The organism is Enterobacter cloacae complex sp. 397G4, assembly GCF_050031515.1.
In the GTDB taxonomy this organism is placed as follows: Bacteria; Pseudomonadota; Gammaproteobacteria; order Enterobacterales; family Enterobacteriaceae; genus Enterobacter; species Enterobacter hormaechei_C.
In genome coordinates this window covers 1,555,584-1,571,798 of the sequence record NZ_JBLGWE010000001.1, presented here as the reverse complement: position 1 = coordinate 1,571,798, position 16,215 = coordinate 1,555,584, and the positions used below count along the sequence as shown (strand labels likewise).

The 16,215-nt window shown below is 56.1% G+C and carries 9 protein-coding genes; 4 read left to right on the top strand and 5 right to left on the bottom strand.

Going from position 1 to position 16,215, the window contains the following annotated elements; genetic code table 11:
• Positions 1-151: 151 nt before the first annotated feature.
• Genes ACQG1Y_RS07445 through ACQG1Y_RS07435 form a run of 3 tightly spaced genes read right to left on the bottom strand, consistent with a single transcriptional unit; the run spans position 152 to position 4,650 of the window.
• Positions 152-1,522 (bottom strand): efflux transporter outer membrane subunit, encoded by a 1,371-nt coding sequence (locus tag ACQG1Y_RS07445; protein WP_063946116.1) that lies wholly within the window; start codon positions 1,520-1,522, stop codon positions 152-154.
• Between the two features lie 3 nt (positions 1,523-1,525).
• Positions 1,526-3,466: a MacB family efflux pump subunit gene (locus ACQG1Y_RS07440; protein ID WP_023296167.1), complete on the bottom strand. Its 1,941-nt coding sequence runs from the start codon at positions 3,464-3,466 to the stop codon at positions 1,526-1,528.
• Positions 3,463-4,650, bottom strand: coding sequence for an efflux RND transporter periplasmic adaptor subunit (locus ACQG1Y_RS07435; protein WP_023303343.1), 1,188 nt, complete (start codon positions 4,648-4,650; stop codon positions 3,463-3,465). Before ACQG1Y_RS07435 ends, ACQG1Y_RS07440 begins: the two co-directional genes overlap by 4 nt.
• Positions 4,651-5,320: 670 nt before the next feature.
• On the opposite strand from ACQG1Y_RS07435, the gene iroB reads away from it, so the two are divergent.
• From iroB to ACQG1Y_RS07415, 4 genes are all read left to right on the top strand, one after another.
• A complete protein-coding gene (iroB, locus tag ACQG1Y_RS07430) occupies positions 5,321-6,436 on the top strand; it encodes a salmochelin biosynthesis C-glycosyltransferase IroB (protein WP_017384908.1) in 1,116 nt (371 codons plus the stop codon).
• Positions 6,437-6,577: 141 nt separating this feature from the next.
• Positions 6,578-10,237 carry a salmochelin/enterobactin export ABC transporter IroC gene (gene iroC, locus ACQG1Y_RS07425; protein WP_050594729.1) on the top strand — a complete coding sequence of 1,220 codons (3,660 nt, stop codon included), beginning with the start codon at positions 6,578-6,580 and terminating at the stop codon, positions 10,235-10,237.
• A 101-nt stretch (positions 10,238-10,338) separates the two neighbouring features.
• Positions 10,339-11,568: an esterase family protein gene (locus ACQG1Y_RS07420; protein WP_032102662.1), complete on the top strand. Its 1,230-nt coding sequence runs from the start codon at positions 10,339-10,341 to the stop codon at positions 11,566-11,568.
• 83 nt (positions 11,569-11,651) lie between these two features.
• Positions 11,652-12,608, top strand: coding sequence for an alpha/beta hydrolase (locus ACQG1Y_RS07415; protein WP_368740471.1), 957 nt, complete (start codon positions 11,652-11,654; stop codon positions 12,606-12,608).
• 44 nt (positions 12,609-12,652) lie between these two features.
• Here ACQG1Y_RS07415 and iroN read toward each other — a convergent pair whose 3' ends face one another.
• On the bottom strand, positions 12,653-14,827 hold the full coding sequence (gene iroN / locus ACQG1Y_RS07410; RefSeq protein WP_023296162.1) for a siderophore salmochelin receptor IroN: 2,175 nt from the start codon (positions 14,825-14,827) through the stop codon (positions 12,653-12,655).
• Positions 14,828-15,173: 346 nt separating this feature from the next.
• The gene (locus tag ACQG1Y_RS07405; RefSeq protein ID WP_015571054.1) at positions 15,174-16,214 is read right to left on the bottom strand and encodes an aldo/keto reductase; all 1,041 of its coding nucleotides are present in this window, start codon (positions 16,212-16,214) and stop codon (positions 15,174-15,176) included.
• Between the last annotated feature and the right edge of the window lies 1 nt (position 16,215).

Below are 16,215 nucleotides of genomic sequence, written 5' to 3'. Positions count from 1 at the left end.
TATGACTAGTCATATAGCCGGAGATGAAATTTCGATCAAAGGGGAGGAACGATTTTTGTGAGATGGGTTTGAATAATGACGAGGGATGTCTTGCGAACTGCGCCCTGGCAGCAAGTCATATTGCTGCCAGACGTAAATGAGTCTGCGCAATTCAGGGGAAAGATACCGAACCGCCGAACTCCATATAGATTTTTGCCAGATTATTTAACTGGTTAAAGCGATTTTCATACAGTGCCAGTTCGGCCTGACGGCGTTTCTCCTGAGCATCAAGCCAGAAAGAAATTCGCACCGCGCCCTGGCGATAGCGAACTTCGTTTAACCTCTCTGATTTTTTCGCCAGTTCCAGGCCTTCACGTAGAAGCGTCTCCTGTTCCAGGAGTTGATGACGCAAAGCAAGCGCATCTTCTATGCTACTCATCGCCTTGTAAAGTTCCTGTTTAAACTCCAGAACCCGTTGCTCGTAGTCGTTGCGGGCAATCTTCACGTCCATGCCCCTTTCTCTCCATTCCAGGAACGGCAGGGTCAGGTTTGCTCCAACAGAGCCTACAGGATTTTCCAGGAAGGCCATAAGGCTGCTGCTGCTGGTGCCAAGCGAGCCGGTCAGACTAAACGCTGGATAAAATGCAGTACGCTGGACATCAACGGTGGCCAATGCTTCCCGTACCCGCCACTCTTTAGCGCTGATATCGGGTCGATGCCGCAGCACGTTGACCGGGATCTTTCCACTGACCTGCGGCAGTGGTCCCATTGGTAACGCTTTCGGTTCGACTATCGCGCTGCCCGGCGCGGTTCCAAGCAAAACGGCTTGCTGATTGAGCGCCTGTAAACGTTCATTCTTCAACGCCGCCAGCCTGTTTTCCTGAGAAAGCACGCCCTGCTGAGCATCCACAACATCCAGAGAGGAGGCACCGCCCGCGGCATAACGCGCGTTAGCCAGGCGCAGCGTCTCTTTTGCATAGTTGATGCTTTGTTGCAGGACAGACAGCTGCTGGTTAATAAAGCCTAAGCGCCAGTAATTATTACTGGCATTTGAAAGCAGCGTCAGGCGTGCAGAACGCAGATCCTCTTCCGAGGCAAAACGTGCCCACGCCTTCCCATCGCGCTGCCGCGCTATTTTGCCCCACAGATCCAGCTCATAGCTGGTATTAATACTGGCAACGCTGCCCCTGCTCCAGTTGGCTGAGCTGTTCAGCTGTTTTTTACCGTCAAGCGCGAGCGAACCTTTTAGTCCCGGATCGTTTGTGATGCCAATCCGCTCTTCTTCCAGGCGGGCGCGATAAACACGCAATACTGCTCCAGCGACATCGTTATTGCGCACCATCACCTGCCGCAGCCAGCCGTCGAGGTCTGGATCGTTAAAGGCCTGCCAGTCGAACGGCATCCTCTCCTCCGCAGCATCCGCCTGATACCAGTTGGCAGGGTATTTCACCTCAGGAGGCTGATAGTCGCTTTTCAGAGAGTCGGCGCAGCCAGCACTAAGCAGGACAGCAAGGCATACTGTTAAAGGGGATAATATTTTCATGGGTTACTCGCTGGCCAGTGAAACGACCGGATCCATCCTTGCTGCCTTGCGGGCAGGGAGATAACCAAAGATCATGCCGATTAAAGTTGAGCAGAAGAATGCGGCAGCAGCGGCCTGCCACGAATAAATGGCGGTGAAAATGCCCCCTGCCAGCGCGGTGAACAGCGCTCCGGCGGCATACGACAGTGCAATACCTAACACTCCGCCTATTAGACATACCAGCACAGCCTCAATCATAAACTGCTGCATGATATCGCCCTGACGCGCACCGACCGCCATTCGTACGCCAATCTCATGGGTCCGTTCCGTGACCGACACCAGCATGATATTCATCACCCCAATGCTGCCGATCATCAGCGAGATGCAGGCCACCATCAGAATCAGGATGCTAAAGGTCATTGAGGTTCGTTCGATTGATTGTCGAATCTGCTCGAAATTATAAAGCTGGAAGTCTTTCACGCCGTGGCGTTGAGTGAGAAGCTGAGAAATAGCGCTGACCGCTGCCTCGTTGGCAACATCATCCTTAAGCCTTACGCTGATGCTGGTCAACACCGGTTTTCCTGTCATTCGATACATCACCGTGCTGTAAGGCATCCAGACGTTAATGCGATTAGGCGCATAGCTTCGGCTGTTCCCTTTGGCGATGCCGACAACCCGTGCAGGCACGGAACCCAGAAAAACGATTTGCCCAAGTGCCTTGAGTCCCGCATCGTCAAATAACGCCTTGCGGGCGTTTTCATCAATGATGACTTCCTGCGAGGCATTTCGATCGTCCTGGAAAGTTGATCCCTGCAACAGTTCAATACCGTTTACGCGAAAATGATCGCGCCCAACGCCATTGATCGTGGCGGTAGCGGATTTACCCAGAAAGCGAATGTTGTCGGAAGCGTTAACTTCGGGGCTGACGCTGTCAACAAACCCCTGCTTTGCTAATGCTTCGGCGTCTGCCGGGACCAGTGTACGAATGGCTTCAGTGCTGTCGTCAAAGAAATCCCTTCCCGGGTAGATGCTCACCACGTTGGTTCCAAGCTCCTTGATATTATCAAGGGTTCGCTGTTTCGCGCCTTCTCCCAGTGCCACCACCGTAACAACCGCGGCGATACCAAAAATAATGCCCGTCATGGTTAACGTCGTGCGCAGGCGATGCGCATTCATCGCTTTTAACGCCATGTGCAGGGATTCACGGGTACGGTCAACAATACTTTGCCACCAGCTTTGCTGAACGCTGTCAGGTCGTTTAAGGGCAACCCCGGAGGTAACACGACTGCCGGTATCAGAAATAATTTCACCGTCACGCAGCTCAATAATACGGTTAGCATGCTGCGCTACCTTCATATCATGTGTCACCATAACCACGGTATGGCCACGCTGATTCAGTTCACTGAGTATTGACAGTACCTCCTGACCGGACTGCGTATCCAGCGCGCCGGTGGGTTCATCCGCCAGAATGATTTCACCGCCGTTAATCAGCGAGCGGGCAATACTCACACGCTGCTGCTGGCCGCCTGAAAGCTCTCCCGGCTTATGATGTTCACGACCTTCCAGCCCGAGTCTTCCAAGCAATGTCGCCGCGCGCAGACGGCGCTTTTCGCGCTCACTGTTGGCATAAATCGCCGGAATTTCAACGTTACTTAACGCGCTCAGGTCGGGCATTAAATGATAACGCTGGAAGATAAAACCGATGTGCTCACGGCGGATCCTTGCCAGATCGTCAGGTGAAAGCTGGGCGGCATTTTGACCGCTGATAAAGTAATCGCCACAATCAGGGACATCGAGACAGCCCATAATATTCATCAGGGTTGACTTACCGGAACCGGAGGCGCCGATGATCGCGACCATCTCCCCAGCAGCGATAGTCAAATCAATCCCTTTAAGCACGGTGAGATCCTGTCCACCGTTCCTGTAGGTGCGGCTGATGCCCTTGAGTTCTATGATATTACTCAAGATACAAACCCTTCCCCGGGCGCTTTTTCACCCGGCTGCGATAACACAACATGTTCCCCGACTTTTACACCGTCCAGGATCTGGATATCCACACTGTTAGTAATGCCGGTTTTGACCTCACGGGTTTCCAGCCGGTTATCACTGGTCAATATCTGCACCTGCTGTTTGTTGCCACTCACCTTGTGCACAGCCTGAATCGGCACCAGTAACGTATTTTTAGCTTCTCCAGCCAGCAAGGTCACCTGTGCTGTCATGGCAATTCGCAGCCGATTTTCTGGATTGGGGACATCCAGCAGCGCGTTGTAGTACACCGAAGCATTTGACGTGCCTGACCCTGAGGCTGAGCTACTGCTGGCAAGGCTATCATCTTTCATAACCGACTCAGGTGCCAGTTCAACGGTACGTAACGTGGCGTCATAATGCTTATCCGGCTCAGAGAAAATGGTGAATCTGGCTTTCTGTCCCGGTGAAATTCGCGTGATATCCGCCTCAGAGATCTGGGCTTTAATTGTCATCACGTCCAGACGTGCGAGTTTGATAATGGTCGGCGCACTTTGGCTGGAGTTAACCGTTTGGCCCTGTTGGGTGACAACGGCAATAACAATGCCGTCCATGGGAGCAACAACTTTTGTATAACCCAAATCGACCTTTTTCTTGTCGACATCAATTTGCGCCTGGACGAGTTTGGCATTCAGTGCCGATAGCTCAGCGCGGGTACTGGCCAGCGTGGTTTCAGCCGTTTCGAAATCTTCTCTCGAGCTGGCATCCTCATTTAACATCTGGCGCTGGCGCTTAAAACGCAATGAGGCTTGCTTCAACTGCGCCTGCTTAGCCTGAAGGTCCGCTTTTACCACGTTGAGAGCAGCTTCTGCGTTGCGTAAATCATTCCGCTGCGGCACGTCATCAATTTCAGCGATGAGCTGCCCTTTAGTGACACGATCGCCTAACTTCACCTTCAGCGACTTAACCTGGCCAGAAACCTGTGCCCCAACGTTGACCCGCTCAATCGCATCAATTCGACCGGTAGCAAGTACGGCGTTTTCAATATCGCCGATGCGTACTGGAGCGGTAACATACTCAGGAACCTCGGGGCTTCTCAGGAAGAAGAACAAGGCGATGCTAAAAATAATTAGCAGAGCCGCAGCACAGGTCATTACGCGTCGGGGAGGGAATTTTGTTAACATTACGCAGGTTTTCCATAACGATAAACAGCAGTGAATCAGGCATCATAGTAACATCGCCAGTATTTACGGGAGGTAAACCTGCGCTATTTGGTCAAGTAGCGTCATCGTAGACCCCCACTATCAATTACACAGAATCACCAGGTCCGCCTGTAAACCGCCGCAAGCGTGGGATTTTGTGCCTAAATCCACAGAGTCCCCTTTTGCTGAGCCCCACCTGCGATTTTTCCCATAATCGATTCATTGTGCATTAAGTGCTTAATTATAGTTGCAACTCACATATGATAATAGTAATTATTATCATTAGCATTTGCACTGATGGTTTATCTGGCAAGGTATACAGAGGTATCAGGAAACAAGCCTCTCCAGGTTTGTTGAACGGTCTCACACTCAACAAATGCATCTGAACACCGCGGCGTGGCATCACGACGCCGCCTGGGCTGTTCAAAAGGACAACGGCGCGTAAGCGTTAATGGAAGCCGGGACAAGGAATTCCCGATTCACCAGCCTACGTCACGGAATAGTCAGCGACAGGACCGTTCGTAAGGCTGATGAAACTCAAAAAGGACGCAGCGTCTGTCAAAGCAGGCTTAACGAAAATTAACGTCCTGCTGCTGGCATATGACTGCGTCGACTTCCTGATTTAGTTCGTCAAGCGGAGAGGGATTTTCTCATGCGTATTTTGTTTGTAGGCCCGCCTCTCTATGGGCTGCTGTATCCTGTGCTGTCTCTGGCACAGGCGTTTCGCGTTAACGGCCATGAAGTGCTGATCGCCAGCGGAGGAAAATTCGCCCAAAAAGCGGCAGAAGCAGGGCTGGTGGTATTTGACGCCGCACCCGGTTTTGATTCTGAAGCTGACTATCGCCGCCGCGAGGCACAGCGAAAAGAAAGCAACATCGGCACAAAAATGGGCAACTTCTCATTCTTCAGCGAAGAGATGGCCGACCACCTGGTGGAGTTTGCCGGACACTGGCGGCCCGATCTCATCATCTACCCGCCGCTCGGCGTCATCGGGCCTCTGATTGCCGCCAAATACGATATACCGGTCGTAATGCAAACCGTCGGCTTCGGCCATACGCCCTGGCATATCAAAGGCGTAACGCGTTCGCTCGCGGACGCCTACCATCGCCACGGCGTTGGGGCCGCACCGCGCGATATGGCCTGGATCGACGTAACACCACCGAGCATGAGCATTCTTGAAAACGACGGAGAACCCATTATTCCCATGCAGTACGTCCCGTACAACGGCGGCGCGGTGTGGGAACCGTGGTGGGAGAGGACGCCCGACCGTAAACGTCTGCTGGTGAGTCTCGGTACCGTCAAACCGATGGTCGACGGCCTTGACCTGATCGCCTGGGTGATGGATTCCGCCAGTGAAGTCGATGCCGAGATCATCCTGCATCTTTCGGCCAATGCGCGGTCGGATCTGCGCTCACTGCCCTCAAATGTTCGCCTGGTCGACTGGATACCCATGGGAGCCTTCCTGAACGGCGCAGATGGCTTCATTCATCATGGTGGCGCGGGCAATACCCTGACGGCGCTGCACGCCGGTATTCCACAGATCGTCTTCGGCCAGGGTGCCGATCGCCCGGTAAATGCCCGCGCTGTTGTCGAACGCGGCTGCGGAATCATCCCCGGCGACGACGGCCTGTCGAGCAGCATGATCAATGCTTTCCTCGACAATCGCGCGCTTCGCGACGCCTCTGAAGAGGTAGCGGCGGAAATGGCAGCGCAACCCTGTCCGAGCGAGGTGGCGAAAAGCCTGATCGCGAGGGTACAGAAAGGGTAGCCACTACGCCGTCATGACGATCATACGCCAGCACGCATCCAGGAGATACGCCCGTAACAATGCGGGACCGGATCGGGCTGGCGCTTTTTTTTGCACAGCGATCCGACTTGGATCGTATTGTTTACAGACGGAGGAGGCTTAATGCCTGCGACTCACTCTCCCACTCCTGCGCGGTCCTGGATAGTTCGCCTGGCACGCGTGTGCTGGGAACGTAAGAAACTTAGCATCATCGTAGTGGTAGCGTCGGTCTCGACCATTCTGCTGGCCGCGCTGACGCCGTTGCTGACAAGGCAAGCGGTGAACGACGCGCTGGCGGGCAATCCGACTCGTCTGCCGTGGCTGGCCTGCGGGCTATTGCTGATTGCCTTTTTTGATTTCATCGGTAACTACGTGCGCCGCGGTTATGCCGGGGAGCTCTCGCTCTGGGTGCAGCACACCCTGCGAGGACGGGCATTCGACAGTATTCAAAAACTTGACGGCGCAGGCCAGGACGCACTGCGCACCGGGCAGGTGATTTCACGGACCAACAGCGATCTGCAGCAGGTGCATACCCTGCTACAGATGTGCCCGGTGCCGCTGGCGGTGTTCACTTATTACATTGCCGGCATTGCCGTGATGCTGTGGATGTCACCCGCCATGACGCTCATCGTCGTGTGCGTACTGGCATGCCTGGCTATCACTGCGCTGCGCGCGCGTCGCCGGGTCTTTGCGCAAACCGGGCTGGCCTCGGACCGACTGGCAAATCTCACCGAACATATGCGCGAGGTGCTGGCGCAGATCTCAGTGGTAAAATCCTGCGTGGCGGAGCTGCGTGAAACGCGCTGGCTGGATCGCCAGTCGCGGCAGATGGTGCGGGTACGCATCGGCGCGGCCATCTCGCAGGCGATGCCAGGTGCCACCATGCTGGCGCTCCCGGTGCTCGGGCAAATCGTCCTGCTGTGCTACGGCGGCTGGTCGGTTATGCACGGGCGCATCGATCTCGGCACCTTCGTGGCGTTTGCCAGCTTCCTCGCGATGCTGACCGGGCCAACCCGTGTACTGGCATCGTTTCTGGTTATCGCCCAGCGCACCCAGGCGTCCGTGGAGCGCGTGTTTGCTCTGATCGACACCCGTTCGCAGATGGAAGACGGGACGGAGACGGTTAACGGTCAGGTTATCGGGCTGCAACTGGAGAATATGAGCTTCGAGTACCGTGGCGGCAGACGCATCCTCAGCGATGTCTCCTTTTCCCTGCACGCCGGTGAAACGGTGGCGGTAGTGGGCGCATCGGGTTCCGGGAAATCCACGCTGCTGATGCTGCTGGCGCGTTTTTACGATCCCAGCGCCGGAGAGATATGGCTCAACACCAGCGCAGGCCGACAGAACCTCCGCGATCTCAGGCTGGAGGCGCTTCGTCGTCGGGTAGGCGTTGTGTTTGAGGATGCTTTTCTGTTTGCCGGTACGGTGGCGGAAAATATCGCCTACGGGCACCCTCAGGCAACGGCGGACGACATTCGCCTCGCGGCGAGGGCAGCAGGAGCCAGCGATTTTATCAACGCCCTGCCGAAAGGCTTCGATACCCAATTAACCGAACGCGGTACGAATCTTTCCGGCGGACAGAGGCAGCGAATCGCGCTGGCACGGGCGCTCATTACCGCGCCGGAAGTGTTGATCCTCGATGACACCACCTCGGCGGTCGATGCCGGTACTGAAGCGGAGATCAACACCGCGCTGAGTCGCTATGCTGACGAAAAGCATATGCTGCTGGTGATTGCCCGACGCCGTTCGACGCTTCAGTTAGCCAGCCGGATTGTGGTGCTGGATAAGGGCCGGGTGGTGGACACCGGAACCCAGGCAGAACTTGAAGCGCGCTGTCCGGCGTTCCGCGCGCTGATGACCGGCGACGGCGATTTCCTCGCGCCTTCCCACAGTGGGCCTAACGGATTGTGGCCGACCGTACCAGCGGCACAAGACGATGCGGCGCAGACGGGGGATAAAGGCTTTGTCGCCCGTATGACGCGCGTGCCGGAAAATGCAGTACAGCAGGCGCTGGCCGGTAAAGGCCGCAAAGTTACGTCGCTGCTGAAGCCCGTGGCGTGGATGTTCGTCATCGCCGCCCTGCTGATCGCCCTCGATTCGGCGGCAGGCGTCGGGGTACTTATACTGCTGCAGCGCGGCATTGACTCCGGCGTTGCCACAGGCGATATGTCGACTATCGGCCTCTGTGCCCTATTCGCCCTGTGCCTGGTGGCCGTGAGCTGGTGCTGTTATTCACTACAGACTGTCTTCGCCGCCAGAGCGGCAGAGTCAGTCCAGCATACGGTGCGCTTGCGCAGCTTCGGCCATATGCTGCGTCTTGGTCTCCCCTGGCATGAAAAGCATGTCGATTCACGTCTGACCCGCATGACCGTAGATGTTGACTCTCTCGCCCGCTTTCTGCAAAACGGCCTTGCCGGTGCAGCCACCAGCCTGGTGACAATGTTCGCCATCGCCGCCGCCATGTTCTGGCTCGACCCGCTCCTGGCGCTGACGGCATTAAGCGCGGTGCCAGTGGTCGCACTGGCAACCTGGATTTATCGCCGCCTCAGCTCCCCTGCTTATGCGCAGGCGCGGCTGGAAATAGGCAAAGTCAACAGCACCCTGCAGGAGAAAGTCTCCGGCTTGCGCGTTGTGCAATCGCATGGCCAGCAGGAACAGGAAGCCGCCCGGCTGCGCGCGTTATCGGATCGGTTCCGTGCGACCCGCGTACGTGCGCAAAAATACCTTGCCGTCTATTTCCCGTTCCTGACCTTCTGCACCGAGGCCTCCTATGCCGCCGTTCTTCTGGTGGGTGCATCGCGGGTCGCCGAAGGCGAAATGACCGCCGGGGTGCTGGCGGCTTTCTTCCTGCTGCTGGGGCAATTCTATGGGCCAGTGCAGCAGTTATCAGGAATTGTCGACGCCTGGCAGCAGGCGACGGCCAGCGGCAAACATATCAATGAACTGCTGGCGACCGAAGGCACAGAGAACATCGAGCCCTCTTCCGCACCGCCCGCCACCGGCGCGCTGCATCTTGATGAGGTCACGTTCAGTTATCCCGACAGCCCTGAACCCGCGCTGAACAAACTTACCCTGACAATCCCTGAGGGAAGGGTCGTCGCGGTCGTTGGTCGCAGCGGTGCGGGTAAGTCAACGCTGATTAAGCTGATCGCCGGATTGTATTCCCCCACCCACGGCAGGATCAGCATTGGCGATCGGATGATTGATGATGCCTCGCTTGCCGATTACCGTCGCCAGATTGGGCTGGTCGATCAGGATGTGGCGTTGTTTAGTGGTGATATCGCGGAAAACATTCGTTATTCACGGCCATCCAGTACCAATGACGACATTGAGATTGCCTCTCAACGGGCAGGGCTGTATGAGACGGTGCGCAATCTGCCGCAGGGATTCCGCACACCGGTGAATAACGGCGGTGCCGATCTGTCCGCAGGTCAGCGCCAGCTGATTGCGCTGGCCCGCGCACAACTGGCGAATGCTCACATCCTGCTGCTCGATGAAGCCACGTCACGCCTGGATCGCACATCCGAAGAGCGATTGATGTCATCGTTAACAGACGTCGCGCACACCGGGAAGCACCTGGCGCTGATTGTGGCGCACCGTCTGACCACCGCGCAGCGCTGCGATCTGATTGCCGTTATCGATAAGGGGCAGCTTGCGGAATACGGCACCCACGAACAGCTGTTAGCGGCCGGCGGCCTCTACACCCGCTTGTGGCATGACAGCGTCGGCAGCTCTGTTCCCCATCGCCAGCACGACATCACGGGGGAAATCGTGGAAGAGTAATTGCGCACGTAAGACATTACAAAACACGCGCTAAAGCGGCTGTTCCCGGAATAGCCGCTTTAGCTATTTATACTGACACCCTTCATATTCAAAGAGAGTGAATGCTGAACATGCAACAACATCCCTCTGCTATCGCCAGGCTGCGCAGCCAGCTGGCAGCAGGCCACATTGCTAACCTTTCTGACTTCTGGCGAGACGCTGAGTCGCTAAATGTACCGCTGGTGACGCCAGTCGACGGAGCGAAAGACGAGCGTGATGTGACATTTCTGTGGCGCGCCAGGCACCCTCTACAGGGCGTTTATCTGCGTCTGAATCGGGTGACGGATAAAGAGCACGTGGCGAAAGGGATGATGACCGCCCTTCCCGCGACGGATATCTGGACTCTGACACTGCGTTTACCTGCAAGCTACTGCGGCTCCTATTCGCTGGTGGAAATCCCCCCCGGCACCCCGGCCGAGACGATTGCACAGTCCGGAGGCCGCTTTGCTACCCTCGTCGGGCACGCCGATCCGCTAAACAAAACGCCGGGGATCAACGTTCGGGGAAGCACACAGGAGTCGGTGCTGGCGCTTGATAAAGCCCCCGCCCAGTCCGAATGGCGCGGCGGGTCACCCAGCGGGCAATTGCTTACCTCGGCGCGCACTCTCGCCGGGGAATCGCGCCGGGTTCGGCTCTATCTGCCGGACGTTGATGTTTCGCAGCCCCTCGGCCTGGTGGTACTGCCCGATGGTGAAACCTGGTTCGATCACCTTGGCGTATGCGCGGCAATTGACGCCGCCATAAACAACGGACGCATCGTGCCTGTGGCTGTACTTGGCATCGATAATATCGATGAACACGAGCGAACTGCGATACTCGGCGGGCGCAGCGAGCTGATAAAGGATATCGCCGGCCAGTTGTTGCCGACGATCCGCGCCGAACACCCGCAGCGGCGGTGGGCAGACCGTTCGCGCACCGTGCTGGCCGGACAGAGCCTCGGCGGGGTCAGCGCGCTCATGGCCGCTCGTTACGCACCGGAAACGTTCGGGCTGGCGCTCAGCCACTCCCCTTCGATGTGGTGGACGCCAGAGGGTGCCAGCCGGCCAAACGTGTTCAGCGAAACCGATTCGTCATGGGTGAGCGAACATCTGCTTTCTGCCCCGCCGCAGGGCGTGCGCATCCGCCTGTGCGTGGGATCGCTGGAAGGTTCGACGGTACCCCACGTTCAGCGGCTGCATCAGCAGTTGCTTACCGCTGGCGTAGACAGCCATTGCGCAATGTACACCGGGGGTCACGATTACGCATGGTGGCGCGGCGCACTGATTGACGGGCTTGGTTTACTCCAGGGTTGACTTGACCCGCGAACACTTTCAGGCAACTGTACAGGCTTCCTGAATAAAGAAAATGTCACCTGCGGAAAAGGAATAAACATCAGATGTATGCCCGCGAGTATCGCCCAACACGCTCACGCAAGGCGCTTGTCACTCTTCTTTCTGGTCTCACCCTTATCTGGAATGCGCACGCTTTCGCAAAGCCGGATATGCAGCCACTGGGGCCGAATATCGCCGATAAAGGCTCTGCGTTTTACCATTTCAGCGTCAACTCGTTCGACTCCGCCGATGGCAGCCGCCATTATCGGGTATGGACGGCCGTGCCAAATAAAGCCGCACCGGCGTCGGGCTACCCGATTTTATATATGCTCGACGGCAACGCAGTTATGGACCGCCTGAACGACGACCTGCTCAAACAGCTGGCAGAAAAATCACCGCCGGTGATTGTGGCTGTCGGGTATCAGACCAACCTCCCCTTCGATCTCAACGGCAGGGCCTACGACTATACGCCAGCAGCAGAAAGCGGCAAAACGGATACCCGCAACGGGCGTTTTAGCCGTAAGAGTGGGGGTAGCAACGACTTTGGCCAGTTACTGGAAACGCGTATAGCGCCAAAGGTGGAACAGGGATTGAATATCGATCGGCAGCGTCGCGGCCTGTGGGGGCACTCCTACGGCGGCCTGTTCGTGCTGGATGCATGGCTGTCTTCCCCTTATTTCCGGACGTATTACAGCGCCAGCCCGTCGTTGGGCAGAGGCCATGATGCGCTACTGAGCCGCATCACGGCGGTTGAGCCGTCGCAATACTGCGCCAGGCGCCTGATGATAATGGAAGGTTCGGCGACGCCGGGCGATAACCGGGAAACGCATGCTGCCGGAGTGCTGACGAAAATTCATGCCACCCTCGCCACGCTGGAAGATAAAGGCGTCAATGCCGCCTTTTGGGATTTCCCAAACCTGGGACACGGGCCGATGTTCAACGCCTCCTTCCGCGGAGCGCTGTTAGATATCAGTGGTGAAAACGCAGGTAACACAGCAGGCTGTCATTCATTAAGCCGCTAAATACTGCCCGCCTTGACGCGGGCAGTACACCTGTAACACTACGATCAAAATGACGCGGTAACACCGGCATAATAAGCCCGGCCAGGCTCGTTATAGGTATTCGCCCCTTCGGAAGATCGGTAAATCTGTTTATCTAAGATATTGCTGACACCAACGTTAAGACGCAGATTTTTATTAATATCGTAATTGAAGTTCGTCCCCACCAGCGAATAAGCGCCCAGCTCTTTACCCGACAGACCGCCAGTATCTTCACTACGAGTTTCCGAATGAGTACGCGGTTTTTGTCTGCCGTATAACGTCCAGTTGACGCTGGCAGAGAACGCCTGGGTGATGGTCCAGTCAAGCGAGTTATTAATGGTGTATTTCGGGATGATCGACAGCGGGTTACCGGTGTCTTTTTGCTCCGAGGTGATCATCCAGGTGGCATTGGTATTCCAGTTCAGACGATCTTTCACCAGCGGGAACGCCATGCTGGCTTCGATACCGTCCACCAGCGCTTTCCCGCCGTTCTGCCACTGGAGAATATATGCGCCGGAAGCGGTTTGCCCGATAACATTATCGCCGGCCACGATCTTATTCTGGTAGTCATTGCGGAAGTAGGTCACGCTGGCATGGTAATCTTCCCAGGCGAACTCCAGCCCAATTTCTTTATTGATGCTGATTTCCGGATCGAGATCTTTATTACCGATCAGGTAGCAGCCGCCCGATGTAATATCTTTTGGACAACCGTTGCCTTTCGAGTAGAGCAGATAACCTTCGCTGGATTGATACAGGTTTGGTGCTTTAAAGGTTCGGGCAATCCCCGCTTTGACTTTGAAGTAATCCCCCAATTCCTGCGAGAGGTTCAGGCTGGGGCTGAAGTTACCGCCGGAATCGTTGAGATAATCAAAGCGCAGGCCGGGAATGATATTCGTGCCGGGAACCGGCTCAATATTATCTTCAATATACAGCGCACTGATTTGGGAATGGTTTTTACTGCTGCGATCCGCAGCCGAGCCAGAAATGCCGCCGATATCACTGTCATCCACGGTCAGGCTGGTAGAGGAAGGATCGTCGAGCTCATCGCGGCTCCACTCCGCACCCACGGTCAGCGTTTGATCGACCAGCGCATTCAGCGGAATATTAAGCTCGCCGCTGGTTCGCCAGGAGCTCAGGCGATTGGTCGTGAACTTTTCATCCGCCGAAATACGCCCTTCACCGCCTCCGGATAATCCTTCATTCATGCGGGTGTTATTGGTTTTCTCGTAATAGACACCAAAACGGCTTTGACCCCAGTCCCAGATACCATTATGTGTAATGCCATAATTCTGCCGGTACAGGCGGTTCGTCTCTTCGCCGGATTTCGCCAGGCTTTCAGTGACGGCACTGGAAGAACTGTTTTGCGTATCGCCCGCATAGATATTCCCCTGGCGGCTATATCCGGCTTCGAAATCGATAATTTGCTGCGGATTTAATTTCCACGAGACAACGCCGTTAATATCTTTGTTGCGCACCCCTTCATGCCCGGCCGCGTTTTTCGTACCGGCCGAGGAGTTAATATCCCAGCTGTCGGCATCGGTTTTATTCAGGTTTCCGTACAGGCGCATGGTCAGCGCATCGCCAGCCAGCGGCCCGCTAAGGCTGAAGTTGGCGCGACGCGTAGCGCCTTCGTCGCTGCTTTCCGGCTGGTTGGTGTATAACGACAGCGAACCGTGCCAGTCGTTGGTAGGGCGTTTGGTAATGATGTTCACCACCCCGCCCGCTGCGCCCGAACCGTAGCGTGCCGCCGCAGGGCCGCGGATCACTTCAATACGCTCAACCTGTTCCGGTGGCACCCAGTTGGTGTCGCCGCGGGTATCACGCTCTCCACGCCAGCTATAACGCACGGCGTTGCGCGACGTCACCGGCACACCATCAATTAAAATTAAGGTGTTCTCCGGCCCCATGCCGCGAATGTCGATCTGGCGGTTATTACCACGTGTACCCGAGGCGCTGTTGCCGGTCAGATTGACACCGGGCATTTTGCGAATAATATCGGAGAGATCGTTGACCGGAGGGTTCTTTTTAATATCTTCGCTGGTAATAATCGACACGCCCGGCTGCTGTTTGAGTACCTGCTCAGCGGTGGCTTCCACCACCAGGGTCTCGTCGTTATCATCGGAGGATTTTGCCAGTGATACCTGACTGTTCAACCCTGCCAGGAGCGCAGTGAGCGGCCAGAAGATCTTGATAATTCTCATACCCATTCCCTAATACATGCCTAACGTAAAAGTGATCGATCGTTAAGCTCACATCCTTGCCAGATATTTTAAACTGCCATTATTTTTATAATAAGAATGATAATTAGTATCATTTGGAGAGGATTAAGGCAATCCTTAATACACGGATGCGCGCATTAATGAAACGCACGCATTGGCCCGGAGTGATTCTTCCCGGGTACCGCCCTGTGCGTTCGTAAAGCTGGCATACTGAAACAGCGGAAGAAGAGAACAGCCCATTGGTATTTCGTGTAGTGACATAACGTTAATATGTCATTACAAGGGAACGCAGCCCCGGTAAGCGCAAGCGCCACCGGGGAAAGAAAGGTTATTGTTGCGCTAACTGATTGCGACGGTACTCGCCCTGGCGCTCCAGCATCCAGCCAGGATACTCGCGCGGCAGCGCGCTGACCGCATCCAGCTGTTTCAGCTCATCATCGCTCAGCTGAATGCCGGTTGCGGCAATGTTGTCATCCAACTGATCGACCCGTTTCGCTCCGATGATGACGCTGGTCACCGCCTTCTGGTGCAGCAGCCACGCCAGCGCGATTTGCGCCACGGAAACGCCTTTACTTTCGGCGATGGTACGCATCACGTCCACGCAGTCGAAGGCGCGATCTTTATTCACTGGCGGGAAGTCGAACGCCAGGCGACGACTACCGGCCGCGCTCTGCCCGTCGCGATCGTATTTTCCGCTCAGCAGACCACCCGCCAGCGGGCTCCATACCATCAACCCGACGCCTTCGCTCTGCATCATCGGCACCAGTTCGCGCTCAAGGTCGCGCCCGGCGATGGTGTAGTACGCCTGCAATGAGGCAAAACGCGCCAGCCCCAGACGCTCAGAGATGCCGAGCGCTTTGGCAATCTGCCATGCCGCCCAGTTCGAGACGCCGATATAGCGTACGTGACCGTGCTGCACAAGATTATCCAGCGCGTAAAGCGTCTCCTCGATGGGGGTCGCGGGGTCGAAACCGTGTAGCTGATAGAGATCGATATGATCCAGCTGCAAGCGACGCAGGCTCTCCTTCACGCCGCTGATGATGTGATAGCGCGAGCTACCGCGCGAGTTCACCCCCGCTGTGCCGGTTTCACCGAACACCTTGGTGGCAACGACCACGTTTTCGCGCGGAATTTTCAGGTTCTTCAGCGCCTGCCCGGTGATCTCCTCTGAACGCCCTTCCGAGTAGACATCTGCCGTGTCGATAAAATTGATCCCGGCGTCCAGCGCGCGGCCCACCAGCTGCTCGGCGTCGCTTTGCTGAAGCTGACCAATTTTGCCCCACATGCCGCCTTCACCGCCGAAGGTCATGGTGCCGAGGCAGAGTTCAGAAACAAACAGTCCGGTATTGCCCAGTTTTTGATAACGCATA